12 protein-coding genes are annotated in these 12689 nt (G+C 66.5%); 6 read left to right on the top strand and 6 right to left on the bottom strand.

Going from position 1 to position 12689, the window contains the following annotated elements; genetic code table 11:
- Nucleotides 1-32: 32 nt before the first annotated feature.
- Both AN936_RS01885 and AN936_RS01880 read right to left on the bottom strand, forming a co-directional pair.
- Nucleotides 33-1439, bottom strand: a complete 1407-nt coding sequence (locus tag AN936_RS01885; protein ID WP_054586661.1) for a M20/M25/M40 family metallo-hydrolase — start codon at nt 1437-1439, stop codon at nt 33-35.
- Nucleotides 1440-1476: 37 nt separating this feature from the next.
- Entirely contained in the window at nt 1477-3072 is a 1596-nt protein-coding gene (locus AN936_RS01880) for an ABC-F family ATP-binding cassette domain-containing protein (RefSeq protein WP_420496827.1), read from the bottom strand.
- Nucleotides 3073-3230: 158 nt separating this feature from the next.
- Here AN936_RS01880 and AN936_RS01875 point away from each other — a divergent pair, with 158 nt between their 5' ends.
- Together AN936_RS01875 and AN936_RS01870 are read left to right on the top strand one after the other, a co-directional pair.
- A complete protein-coding gene (locus tag AN936_RS01875; protein ID WP_054586659.1) occupies nt 3231-3656 on the top strand; it encodes a GFA family protein in 426 nt (141 codons plus the stop codon).
- The gene (locus tag AN936_RS01870; RefSeq protein ID WP_084758107.1) at nt 3653-4219 is read left to right on the top strand and encodes a septal ring lytic transglycosylase RlpA family protein; all 567 of its coding nucleotides are present in this window, start codon (nt 3653-3655) and stop codon (nt 4217-4219) included. Before AN936_RS01875 ends, AN936_RS01870 begins: the two co-directional genes overlap by 4 nt.
- Here the strand turns inward: AN936_RS01870 and AN936_RS01865 are convergent.
- The 4 genes from AN936_RS01865 to AN936_RS01850 all read right to left on the bottom strand — a co-directional run bounded on the left by AN936_RS01865 (nt 4216) and on the right by AN936_RS01850 (nt 8625).
- A complete protein-coding gene (locus tag AN936_RS01865; protein ID WP_054586658.1) occupies nt 4216-5187 on the bottom strand; it encodes a magnesium and cobalt transport protein CorA in 972 nt (323 codons plus the stop codon). The genes AN936_RS01870 and AN936_RS01865 overlap by 4 nt on opposite strands.
- A 284-nt stretch (nt 5188-5471) precedes the next feature.
- On the bottom strand, nt 5472-7061 hold the full coding sequence (locus AN936_RS01860) for an MDR family MFS transporter (RefSeq protein ID WP_054586657.1): 1590 nt from the start codon (nt 7059-7061) through the stop codon (nt 5472-5474).
- 2 nt (nt 7062-7063) lie between these two features.
- Entirely contained in the window at nt 7064-8176 is a 1113-nt protein-coding gene (locus tag AN936_RS01855; protein ID WP_084758106.1) for an HlyD family secretion protein, read from the bottom strand.
- Nucleotides 8176-8625 carry a MarR family winged helix-turn-helix transcriptional regulator gene (locus AN936_RS01850; RefSeq protein WP_054590039.1) on the bottom strand — a complete coding sequence of 150 codons (450 nt, stop codon included), beginning with the start codon at nt 8623-8625 and terminating at the stop codon, nt 8176-8178. The genes AN936_RS01855 and AN936_RS01850 overlap by 1 nt, the downstream gene beginning before the upstream one ends.
- A gap of 127 nt (nt 8626-8752) precedes the next feature.
- Between AN936_RS01850 and AN936_RS01845 the strand changes: the two genes are divergently transcribed.
- From AN936_RS01845 to AN936_RS01830, 4 genes are all read left to right on the top strand, one after another.
- Nucleotides 8753-9400: a 2-hydroxychromene-2-carboxylate isomerase gene (locus tag AN936_RS01845; protein WP_054586656.1), complete on the top strand. Its 648-nt coding sequence runs from the start codon at nt 8753-8755 to the stop codon at nt 9398-9400.
- On the top strand, nt 9397-9840 hold the full coding sequence (locus AN936_RS01840) for a GFA family protein (protein WP_054586655.1): 444 nt from the start codon (nt 9397-9399) through the stop codon (nt 9838-9840). The genes AN936_RS01845 and AN936_RS01840 overlap by 4 nt, the downstream gene beginning before the upstream one ends.
- Nucleotides 9837-10613 carry an alpha/beta fold hydrolase gene (locus AN936_RS01835; protein WP_054586654.1) on the top strand — a complete coding sequence of 259 codons (777 nt, stop codon included), beginning with the start codon at nt 9837-9839 and terminating at the stop codon, nt 10611-10613. The genes AN936_RS01840 and AN936_RS01835 overlap by 4 nt, the downstream gene beginning before the upstream one ends.
- A gap of 74 nt (nt 10614-10687) precedes the next feature.
- A complete protein-coding gene (locus AN936_RS01830) occupies nt 10688-12535 on the top strand; it encodes a M2 family metallopeptidase (protein ID WP_054586653.1) in 1848 nt (615 codons plus the stop codon).
- Nucleotides 12536-12689: the final 154 nt, after the last annotated feature.

Below are 12689 nucleotides of genomic sequence, written 5' to 3'. Positions count from 1 at the left end.
CGGGCCCGAGGCCTAGCGCCGGAGCGGAGGTATCAGGGCTTGTCGGCATAGGCCTTCACAAGGTCGAACATATAATCGCGCCCGACATAGATCGCTTTCACCTCGACGCGTTCGTTGAGACCGTGGACGCCATTGCCGTCGGGGTCGCCCCAGATTCCCGGGATGCCATAGGTCGGAATGCCGACCGCACCGAGGAAGGTCGCATCGGTATACCCGTTGGACATCGACGGGATCACCTTCAGCCCCGGCCAATATTGGGCGACGAGCTTTTCCATCGGACCGATGATCTTCGGATCGAGCGGCGGTGCCGGGGGCGCGGGGCGCTTGGGCGGTAGCTGGGTGACGGCGACGCCGGGATCGCCGATCACCTTTTCCAGCTCGGCCTTGATCGATTCGATGCTGTGGCCGGGGAAGATGCGGCAATTGATGTTCGCCCTCGCGCGCTGCGGCAGCGCGTTGGGCGCATGTCCGCCGTCGAGCAGCGTGGCGACGCACGTGGTGCGGATATTGCCGTGGAGGAAACGATCCTTGTCGACGATCGCCAGCGCCGCCTTGTCGGCCGGATTCTTGGCCAGCGCCGCCATCGCATTGCCTGTCTCGTCGCCGCGCGCCGCGCCCGCCTCGGCGAAGCGCCGCGTCACGTCGGTCATTTCGACAGGAAATTCATATTCGTCGATCTTGGTCAGCGCGCGCGACAGCTGGTAGATCGCATTGTCGCGCACCGGCACCGAACTGTGCCCGCCGGGGTTGCGCGTTTCGAGGCGGAAATTGGCGAAGGTCTTTTCGCCGACCTGCACCGACTGGCCGAGCACCTTGCCCTTGCCGTCGCTGTCACCGCCGCCGCCCTCGTTGAGCGCGAATTCGGCGTCGATCAGCTCGCGCTTGTTCGCGGCGAGCCATTCGACGCCGTTGAACGCGCCGTTCGTCTCCTCGCCGCAGGTCAGCGCCAGCTTGACCGTGCGTTTGGGCTTATAGCCTTGCTGCTTGAAGCGGATCAGCGTGTCGACCCACACCGCCGCCTGTGCCTTGTCGTCGAGCGTGCCGCGACCATAGAAATAGCCGCCTTCCTCGATCAGCTTGAACGGATCGCGCTCCCAATCCTCGCGCTTCGCCTCGACGACGTCGATGTGCGCGACGAGCAGGATCGGTTTCGCCGCCTTGGCGGTGCCGGGATAGACGGCGACGAGACCGCCCTCCTTCGGATGCTCGGGCGTCGCGAACAAGGTCAACTGGTCGTCGGCAAAACCCGCCGCCTTGAGCCGCGCCGCCATCCGTTCGGAGGCGAGCGTGCAACTGCCCGACGACAGCGTCGTGTTGGTTTCGACCAGCTCACTGTAGAGCTCGCGGAAGGCCAGTTGATCGGGGCGGGGATCGGCGGCCTGGGCAGCCGCGGGCGCGAGCACGGCAAGCAGGGCCGCGGCGGAGATCAGTTTCTTCATGCCACTGGTGTAGCGCGGCGAAACCGGCTGTCATCCCTTAATCGCGGCCGTGCGGCATCGTCACCTCGCGCGTGATTCCGATCGCATCGAGGAACGCGGCGTCGTGACTGACCACGAGCAGCGCGCCGTCATAGGCCGCGAGCCCCGTCTCGACCGCGGTCAGCGAATCGAGGTCGAGATGGTTCGCAGGCTCGTCGAGGATCAGCAGTTGCGGCGGCACCGGCGCACCGAGGACACAGGCGAGCCCGGCGCGCAGCATCTGGCCGCCGCTCAATGTTCCCGCAATGCGGTCGGCGGCGTCGGCGCGAAAGCGGAAGCGCGCCAGCGCGGCGCGGCACGCATTGTTGGTCGTGCCCGGATTGCGGACGAGGAAATTGTCGGCAATCGACAGCGCCGGGTCGAGCAGGCTGACGCGCTGGTCGAACAGCGCAAAGGGCACGGGCACATGGACATGGCCGCTCCACGGCGCGAGTGTTCCGGCGATCAGCGCGAGCAAAGTCGACTTGCCCGATCCGTTGGGGCCGGTGATCGCGACCCGCTCGGGACCGGTCACGGTCAGCGAAAAATCGTCGATGACCGGGCTACCTTCGACATAGCCCGCGCCGACGTGATCGAGCGACAGCACGGTGCGCGACGAGGGCAGGCCGGTCGAGGGCAGGCCGACCGACAGCGGGTCGATGACCTCGACCTTCGCGCGGGCGGCGGAAAGCTGTGCCTCGGCCTCGCCGCGCTGGCGTTCGGCGAGGCGGCGGTTGGCGCCGACGCTTTCCTCGGCGCGGCGCTTCAGCGTACCGAGCAGGATCGCGGGCTCGTCGCCGCGCGCCGCCTTGCGCCGCCCGCCGGCATCGCGGCGTGCCTGCCGTTCGGCGGTGACCTGCGCCTGGCGCCGGACCCGGCCGAGTTCCTTTTCGGCGCCCGCCAGCTCGGCCTCGGCCGCGGCAGCCTCGATATCCTTGCGCGCGCGATAGTCGCTCCAGCCACCGCCGTAACGCGCGCCGCCAAGCGTCGTGAGCTCGACGATCGCATCCATCCCCTCAAGTAATTCGCGGTCGTGACTGACGACGAGCGCGCCGCCGCGCCAGCCGTCGAGCAGCCCGCGCACCGCTTCGCGGCCTTCGCGATCGAGATTGTTGGTCGGCTCGTCGAGGAGCAGGAAATCGGGCGCCGCGAACATCGCGCCGGCAAGCGCGGCGCGCGTGCGCTGGCCGCCGGAGAGCGACGCCAGCGGCGTGTCGGGCGGCACGGGCAGGCCGACATTCGCCAGCGCTTCGTCGATCCGCGCTTCGAGCGTCCAGTCGGCATCGGCGATCTCGTCGACGCTCGCCCTGCCCGCCTCGGCCTTGCGCAGCAGGGCAAGCCCGGCGCGCGCGCCGAACAGGTCGGCAACCTGCTCGTCCGCGGCGACCTGTACCGTCTGGCGCAGCATCGCCACGCTGCCGTCGATCGCGATATGGCCGGCGGACGGCGCGAGTTCGCCGGTCAGCAGGCGCAGCAGCGTCGATTTGCCGACGCCGTTGCGGCCGACGATGCCGATACGTTCGGGCGGGAACTGGAGGTCGAGGTCCGAAAGGACGGCGCGGCCGTCAGGCGTGGACCAACTGAGACGGGAAACGGTGATCGATGGCATGGACATGGACTTTCCTGGCGGCAAGGCGGGGCTGCGTTGCGGTCAGGTTCCGGTCCATGACGAAGTCTCCAATCGATGAGGCCCGAATTTAGGGTGTCCGGCGGACAAGTGCAAGAACCGCCACGCTTTGTTTGCCGGGCAAGGGATGATATCGGCGATACGCGATGGAACGACGCGCCTCCTGTCACTGCGGCACGCTGCAGCTTCGATGCACCGGCGAGCCGTCGAAAGTCTCGCTCTGCCACTGCCGCGATTGCCAGCGGCGCACCGGTTCACTGTTCAGCGTTGCGGCTTTTTTTCCGCGCGGTTCCGTCAGCCTGGCGGCGGGCGAAGCCAAGACCTTCCGGCGTCCGTCGGCGAGCGGGTTCGAGGTTTCTTTCCATTTCTGTCCCGGATGCGGTTCGACCCTGTGGTGGGAACCCGAACGCATGCCGCATCTGGTCGGCGTCGCCGTCGGCAGCTTCGCCGACCCCGATTTCCCGATGCCGGCGCAAGCGGTGTGGGCCGAGGACAGGCATCGCTGGCTGGAACTGCCGGCTGAAATGCCCGTCCATGCCCGCAACCCAATCAAGACGGCGGCACCCGAATGAAGCCTTCGATGCTCTACCGTCCGGCAGGTTTGGCCGCCGCCCTGCTGATGCTCTCGGCCTGCGCGGGCGGCAATTTCCGGCCGGTGAGCGACACGCCGGTGCGGATCGGCAAGCCCTATGCGGTGCGCGGCACCACCTATGTCCCCGCCGCCGCGCCGGCTTATGATATGGTCGGTTATGCGAGCTGGTACGGCAGCGAGTCGGGCAACCGCACCGCCAACGGCGAACAATTCCGTCCCGGCTGGATCACCGCCGCGCACACGACGTTGCCCCTCCCCGCCTATGTCGAGGTGACCGCGCTCGATACCGGGCGCCGTATCATCGTGCGGATCAACGATCGCGGGCCCTTTGCCGCCGGCCGGATCATCGACCTGTCGCGCGGCGCCGCCGAAGAACTGGGCATGAAGGCGCAGGGCCACGCCGCGGTGCGCGTGCGGCGGGTCGAACCGTCGGAGAAGGATCGCAAGCGGCTGCGCAAGGGCAAGGCGGCGGCGTCGCTGTCCCCGGTGCCGCAGCGCGAACTCGAACGGCTGCGGATGCGGCTCCCCGCGAAAGCCCGCTAGAGCCAACCGATGCTCTTGAAGCGCCAGTAAAGTCCTGCGCAGATCGTCGCCATGGCGCCGACAATCAGCGGGTAGCCGAAGGTCCAGCCGAGTTCGGGCATATGCTCGAAATTCATCCCGTAGATCCCCGCGATCGCCGTCGGCACCGCAAGGATCGCGGCCCAGGCGGCAAGCTGGCGGGTGATCACGCCCTGCCGCTGCTGTTCGAGCATGCCGTTGGTCTCGATGACCGAGGCGGCGATGTCGCGCAGCCCGCTCAGGCGGAATTCGGCGCGCTGGACATGGTCCCATATGTCGCGAAAGAACGGGCGCACCGCCGGGTCGATATTGGGCAGGTCGTCGTCGGTCGCGAGGCTGTTCGCAACCTCCTTCATCATCCCGACGAAGCGCTGGAAACGAATGATCTCGTGACGCTGCGCATAGAGGTGCCGGATTTCGGCAGCGTCGAGCGGCGTGTCCATCACGCTGTCCTCGACCAGCAGCAACCGGTCCTCGATCGCGTCGATCACCGGGAAATAGCCGTCGACGATGAAATCGAGGATCGCATAGAGGACATAGTCGGGCCCATGCGCGAGCTTGGCCGGCAGCGTTTCGAGCCGCGCCCGCACGTCGGTATGCGTGCGCGCCGACCCGTGGCGGACGCTGACGAAGAAATGCGGGCCGAGGAAGAAAGCGGTCTCGCCGGGCTGGATCGTATCGCCGTCGAGATTGGCGGTTCGGGCGATGACGAAAAGCTGGTCGCCATAGGCTTCGACCTTGGGCAACTGGTTCGCCTTCAGCGCATCCTCCACCGCAAGCGGATGGAGGCCGAAGCGCTTGGCGATCGCGGCCAGTTCGCCGGGCGTCGGTTCGTAGAGCCCGAGCCAGAAGAAATCGCCGTCGTCGCAATCCTCGGGGATCGCCTCGTCCGCGCCAAGTTCGCGGATGAGCTTGCCATCATGATAGACGCGGGCGGCCTTGATCGGCATCGGCGGTACTTCCTTGCTGTGCGGCGCCTACATAGGGCGCGCGGCATCGAAGAGAAAGGTCGCGGTCCGTTACATCGGGAAATGTCGGCTTTCGGCCGGAAGCGGACCTTCTCCCCTCCCGCTTGCGGGAGGGGTCGGGGGAGGGTCTGTAACGGCGCAACACGCCCTCCCCGCTGCGGCTAGCCAGCAAGCTGGCAAGCCTCGCTCCCCCTCCCGCAAGCGGGAGGGGAATATAGGCGTACCCTCAAACGTCCGCTCACCACCCCAATGCGGACCTCTCAACGTCAATGCCCCATGTCGGCGGCCGACGCCGCCTGCGCCCCCGGCCGCGGCGGGCGCAACAGGATCACCAGCGGCACCGACGCCAGCGTGATCCACATCATCAGCCAGAAATCGTCGATATAGGCGACCATCGCCGCCTGCCGGTTGATTTCGGCATTGACCATCGCGAGCGCTGTATCGCCGACGATCCCGAAACGGTCGGCGGTCGATGGGTCGAGCAGGCTGACCGAACTGTTGGTGATATGCGCGGCAAGATCCTGGTGGCTCGTCTGCGTGTTGGCGCCGAGCAAGGTCGTGACGACCGAGATGCCGACCGAGGCGCCGACGCTGCGGAACAGGTTGAGCAGGCTCGATCCGTCGGTGCGATATTGCGGCGGGATCGTCGCGAACGCCATGGTGTTGAGCGGGATGAAGATCAGCCCCATGCCGACCCCCTGCACCAGCCCGCTGACGATCACCGGCCAGCTTCCCATCATCAGCGACCAATGGCTCATCTGCCACAAGGAATAAGCGGCGATAAACAGCCCCGTGCCGACCATCCAGCGCGCATCGACCTTGCCGAGCAACTGGCCCGCGACCCACATGCTCATCAGGATACCGACACCGCGGACGGCGAGGACAAGCCCCGTATCGATCACCGGCCAGTCGAACAGCCGCTGCAGCATCGGCGGCAGCAGCGCCATCGAGGAGAACATCACGACGCCGATCACGACCATGAAGCCCATCGCGGTGACGAGATTGCGATCGGCGAGCATCGCGCGGTTGAACAGCGGCGACCGCGCGGTCAACAGGTGGATGATGAACATCCAGAGGCAGGCGACGCTGACCCCGAGTTCGATCCAGATCTCGGTGCTGTTGAACCAGTCCTGGTTCGCGCCGCGGTCGAGCATCAGTTGCAGCGCCGCGAGCCCCAGCGCGAGCATCGAAAAGCCGAACAGGTCGAAGCGGCGACTGGTCGTCTTCGTGGCGGGGAGGAGCGCCCACATCATCGCGAGGGTCAAGAGGCCGACGGGCAGATTGACGTAAAAGACCCAGCGCCAGTTCGCCTGTTCAGTCAGCCAGCCGCCCAATATCGGCCCGAGAATCGGCCCGACCATGATCCCCATGCCCCAGATCGACATCGCCCGTGCATGGCGTTCGGGCGGGTTGATATCGAGCATCACCGATTGCGACAGCGGCCCGATGAAGGCGGCGCTGATCCCCTGCAGGAAGCGGAACGCCACCATCTCCTCGAGGTTCTGCGCGGCGCCGCATGCCATCGAGGCGACGATGAAGCCCGCGACCGCGGCGAGGAACAACTGGCGGCGCCCGATCCGGTCGGCGAGCCAGCCGGTGATCGGCATCGCGACAGCCGACGCGATGATATAACTGGTAAGCACCCAGTTCACCGTCTCGCTCGTCGCGCCGAGCGACGACTGCATGTGCGGGATGGCGACGTTGGCGATCGTCGTGTCGAGGATCTGCATCACCGACGCGCCCATCACGGCAACGGTCAGCAGGCCGCGATACCGCACCCGTTCGTGCAAGGGCACGCTGTCGTCGACCGGCAGCGCCGCCGCGGCCGACCGACGTGGGGATGCTCGGGTGGCCATGGCTATTTCGTGAAGACCCGCACTTCCGCCGACAGCCCCGCGATCATCTCGCGCGACGGCTTTTCGTCGAAGGCGATACGGACCGGAACGCGCTGCGTCACCTTGACCCAGTTGCCGGTGGCGTTCTGCGCCGGCAGCACCGAAAATTCGCTGCCGGTGCCGGCGCCGATCGTCAGCACATGGCCGCGCACCTTCAGCCCCGGATAGGCGTCGAAGCTGATTTCGGCGCGCTGGCCGATGCGCATGTCGGCGAGGTCGGTTTCCTTGAAATTGGCCTCGACCCACGGATGCGCGGTGTCGACCAGCGTCACTGCGGGCAGGCCCTGAACCATCATCTGGCCGATCTGCAGCCGGTCCGATTGCGCGACGCGCCCGGCGCTCGGCGCGCGGACTTCGGTGCGGCCGAGGTTGACCTCAGCCTGCGCGCGCTGGACGCGCGCCGCCTCGACCTGCGGGTTGATGCCGCTCGCGGGGCCGGCGGCGAGCTTGGTGCGCGCCTCGGCCGCGACCGCTTCGGCCTGCCGCACCTGCTCGCGCGCCAGCGTCATCGCGTGGCGCGACGCGTCATAGGCGGCTTTGGTGGTAAAGCCTTTTTCCATCAGCGCTGCCTGACGCGCGAAATTCACCTCGGCGAATTTGACGTCCTCGCGCGCCGCGGCGATATCGACGCTCGAGGTGTTCGCACTCGCCGAAAGGTTGCCGACCTCAACCTCGGCAGCGTCGATCGCAGCGGTCGCCTGCGCGACGGTCAGCGCATAGGGTTCGCGATCGATGCGGAACAGCAGTTGGCCGGCCTTGACGATCTGGCCGTCGCGCACCGCGACCTCGGTGATGCGTCCGCCGACTTCCGCAGCGACCGAAACCTTGTCCATCTGGACATAGGCGTTGTCGGTCGACACCGACCCGCCGCTCGTCAGCCAGTACCAGCCGCCCGCCGCTATCAGCGCCAGCGGCACACTGAGCAGGAGCAGACGGCTCCGCCATTTCGGCGTGTCCTTGACCACCGGTTCGGGAGCGACGGCGGTCTGCGCCGGCGGGACCGGGTCGGCCTTCGGCGCGGGCTTGGGCGGCTTCGCTTCCTCGGCGACGGGGCGGGTGGGAGAAATCTGGTCCATCAGGCGGTCTCTTTTTGGTCTTTTTGGCAAATGCGGCGCGACAGGTTGGCGCGGACGCGCTCGACAAGCCGGGTCAGCTCGTCGCGTTCGACATCGCTCAGCCCGTCGGTGGCTTCGGCGACGACGTCGCGTGCCGTCTCGCGCAGCGTGTCGAGCAAGGGTTCGGCCGATGCGGTCAGGTGGAGCTGCCACGCCCGCCGGTCGGTCGGGTCGGCGCGGCGCTCGACAAGGCTCGATTCCTCGAGCCGGTCGATCATCCGCGACAGGGTGATCGGCTCGACCTCGATCAGTTCGGCGAGCGGCCCCTGACGGATGCCCGGATAACGCGCCAGATAGGACAGCACGCGCGATTGCAGCGCCGTAATCCCGCTATCGCGCGTGCGCGCATTATACGCGCGGCGAAACATCCGCGCCGTATCGTTCAGCAGGAAACCGATCGTCTCGCTCATGGCATTCGACATAATAGCAGTAGCTATTATAAGCAATGAAATTGGTGCAACGCAAAAACATCCGCCGCGGCGCAAAATGTCCCGGCAGCGCTTGCGCGCCATCGCCCTTTCCGGGCAGGATGTACCCATGAGTCTTGCCGCAGACCTGTTCTGGTCCTCTCGTTCGCCCTACTCCTATCTCGCGATCGGCCGCTATCGCGCGCTCGCGGCAAGCCACGATATCGTCATCAACCTGCGCCCGGTCTATCCGCTGGCGATTCGCCAGCCCGATTTCTTCGAGCGCAGCCATCCCAACTGGCTGAGCTATACGATGCGCGATATGATCCGAGTCGCGCAGTTCCACGGCATTCCATTCGGACCGCCGCGCCCCGATCCCATCGTTCAGGACGTCGCGACCCGCGCGATAGCGGCCGACCAGCCCTATATCTATCGCCTGACGCGGCTGGGGCAGGCGGCGGCGCGGCGCGGCAAGGGGCTCGCGTTCGCCGACGAAGCCGCGCAGCTCATCTGGGGCGGCGCGCAGGACTGGCATAGCGGCGATCATCTGGCGGGCGCCTCGCGGCGCGCGGGTCTCGACCTTGCCGAACTCGACGCCGAGGCGGTGGCCGATGCCGAAGCGCTCGACACCGAAATTGCCGCGAACCAGGTCGCGCTAGAGATTGCGGGCCACTGGGGCGTGCCGACACTGGTCTTCGACGGCGAGCCGTTTTTCGGGCAGGACCGCATCGAAATGGCGCGCTGGCGGATGGAGCAAAAAGGCTTGCAGGCCCGATGAGCGACGCGCTGACCGGCGGTTGCCAGTGCGGCGCCACCCGTTTTTCGGCGACGCATGCCGACCGCGACGCCTATTGGTGCCATTGCCGCATGTGCCAGCAGGCGCTGGGCAATGTCGCGGCCGCGTTCTGGAATGTCGCGAAGGAGGTCGTCCAATGGACCGGGCGCGAGCGCGCGACCTATATGTCCTCGCCGTTCGGCCGCCGCGGTTTTTGCGGCGAGTGCGGCACGCCGCTGAGCTTCGACTATCCCGACAGCCCGAATATCGACCTGACCGTCGGGGCGCTCGACGATCCCGCGGCGGTGCGGCTGGCGAGTCATTTCGGCGTCGAAAGCCGCGTCCACGGCTGGACCGCGGGCGAAGGCCTGCCCGAGATGCGCAGCGAGGATCATGCGCCGTTGCAGGACCGCTGGGCCCGGGCGCGCGGCGAAGGGGAATGACGATCGAACCGCAATTTTTCGAGGCGCGCGACGGCGTGCGGCTGGCGTGGCGCGAGATGGGACCGCCAACCGGCCCCGAAACCGGCGACGCCCGCCCCCTGATCCTGCTCCACGGCCTGTTTTCGAGCGCCGAGGTCAACTGGATCAAATTCGGCACCGCGGCTCGCATTTCCGAAGCGGGCTTCCGCGTGATCATGCCCGACCTGCGCGTCCACGGGTCGAGCGAGGCACCGCACGAGCCCGAAAACTATCCGCCCGACGTGCTGGTGCACGACCTTCAGGATCTGATCGCACATCTCGGGCTTGCCGATTTCGACCTCGGCGGCTTTTCGCTCGGCGCGCGTACCAGCGTCCGCGCCGTCGTCGCGGGAATGACGCCGCGCCGGCTGATCCTCGGCGGGATGGGTCTCGCCGGCCTCGCCGGGTGGCAGCGGCGCGGGCAGTTCTTCAAGCGCGTGATCGCTGAATATGAGACGGCGAAGCGCGGCGATGACACCTGGCTGTCGATCCAGTTCATGAAGACGATGAAGATCGACCGCGTCGCCGCGGCGTTGTTGCTCGACAGCTTCACCGACACCTCGCCCGACATGCTGGCGGCGCTGACGATGCCGGTCCTGCTGGTCTGCGGCGAGCAGGACCAGGACAATGGATCGGCCGAGGATCTGGCCGCCGCGCTGCCCGACGCGCGGCTCGTCACCATCCCCGGTACGCATATGTCGAGCGTGACCGAGCCCGCGATGGGCGAAGCGATCGTTGCATTTGTGACCGCTTGACCCGGCCGCGGCGGCGGTTCAGATTGCGGCCATCGCGCCGCCGAGCGCCTGACAAAATATCCGAGGACGCACCCATGAAAGCCATGATTTCAACGCTGTCGCTTGCCCTGTCGCTCGCGCTTGCCGGCCCCGCCGTTGCCGCCCAGAAACAGAAGGACGCCCCGGCCGCCAAGGCAGCGAAGCCGACCGCCGCCGATGCCGACGCCTTCATCGCCGCCGCCGAGAAGGATTTGTTCGACTATACGGTCGAGGGCAGCCAGGTGAACTGGGTCAACGCGACCTATATCACCGAGGACACCGACGCGATGGCGGCGCGGATCAACGCCGTCGGCACCGAGAAGGCGGTCAAATATGCGCTCGAGGCGGCGAAATATGCCGGCGTCGAGGGGCTGAGCCCCGACACCAAGCGCAAGCTCGACATCCTGCGCACCGGCCTGGTCCTCCCCGCCCCGACCAAGCCTGGCGCCGCGACCGAGCTCAACAATATCGCGACCGACCTGCAGTCGCAGTATGGCAAGGGGCGCGGCACGCTGAACGGCAAGGAAATCTCGGGATCGGACATCGAGGCCGAGATGGGCAATCTCAAGAACACCCCCGCGCAATTCGCCGAAATGTGGACGAGCTGGCACGACAAGGTCGGCGCGCCGATGAAGGACGATTATGCGAAGATGGTCGGCATCGCCAACGAGGGCGCGAAGGAGCTCGGCTTCGCCAACACCGGCGCGATGTGGCGATCGGGATACGACATGTCGCCCGAGGAATTCGCGCAGACGACCGAGCGTTTGTGGCAGGAAGTGAAGCCGCTCTATCTGGCGCTCCACACCTATGTACGCTGGAAACTCAACGAGAAATATGGCGACGCGGTACAGCCCAAGACGGGGCCGATCCGCGCCGACCTGCTCGGCAATATGTGGGCGCAGGAATGGGGCAATATCTACCCGCTCGTCGCGCCGGCGGGGGCGGGCGACCTCGGCTATGACATCGGCGACCTGCTCCAGGAAAAGGGCAAGGGACCGCTCGACATGGTCAAGGCGGGCGAGAATTTCTATTCGTCGCTCGGCTTTGCGCCGCTGCCCGAGACCTTCTGGAAGCGCAGCCAGTTCACCAAGCCCGCCGACCGCGAGGTCATCTGTCACGCCTCGGCGTGGGATATCGACAACAAGGACGATATCCGCATCAAGATGTGCATCAAGGTGAATGCCGACGATTTCGTCACCATCCACCACGAACTCGGCCACAATTATTACCAGCGCGCCTATAACAAGCAGCCGTTCCTGTACCTCAACGGCGCCAACGACGGCTTCCACGAAGCGATCGGCGATTTCGTCGCGCTGTCGATCACGCCGCAATATCTGGTCGACATCGGCCTGCTCGACAAGGCGAAGGTGCCGAGCGCCGACAAGGATATCGGCCTCTTGCTGCGGCAGGCGATGGACAAGGTCGCCTTCCTGCCCTTCGGCCTGCTCGTCGACCGCTGGCGCTGGGGCGTCTTCGACGGCACGATCAAGCCCGCCGGCTATAACCAGGCGTGGACGCAGCTCCGCCTGCAATATCAGGGCATCACCCCGCCGGGCGAGCGTCCGGCCGATGCATTCGACGCGGGCGCGAAATTCCATATCCCGGGCAACACGCCCTACACCCGCTATTTCCTCGCGCGCATCCTGCAGTTCCAATTCTATGAAGCGGCATGCAAACAGGCGGGCTGGACCGGGCCGCTCCATCGCTGCTCCTTCTATGGCAACAAGGAGGTCGGCGCGAAGCTCGGCGAAATGCTCGAAATGGGCGCGTCGAAGCCGTGGCCCGACGCGCTCGAAGCGTTCACCGGCAGCCGCGAAATGTCGGGCAAGGCGATGGCCGACTATTTCGCGCCGCTGAAGGCGTGGCTCGACGAGCAAAACAAGGGCAAGCCGTCGGGCTGGTAAGCGCGCGGCCGGCCGGTTGCGGACGCTAGCGTAATCATATCCGTCACCCCGGGCTTGACCCGGGGCCTGCCTTTTCTTTGATCCGGCGTTGGAAGAAGGAAGGCGGGTCCCGGGTCAAGCCCGGGATGACGACTTAACAAGCGACGGCTCCCCA

Origin of the sequence: Sphingopyxis macrogoltabida (genome assembly GCF_001307295.1) — a bacterium.
Taxonomy (GTDB): Bacteria; Pseudomonadota; Alphaproteobacteria; order Sphingomonadales; family Sphingomonadaceae; genus Sphingopyxis; species Sphingopyxis macrogoltabida_B.
The sequence above is the reverse complement of the archived record's forward strand: the minus strand, read 5'-3'. Positions and strand labels throughout refer to the sequence as shown.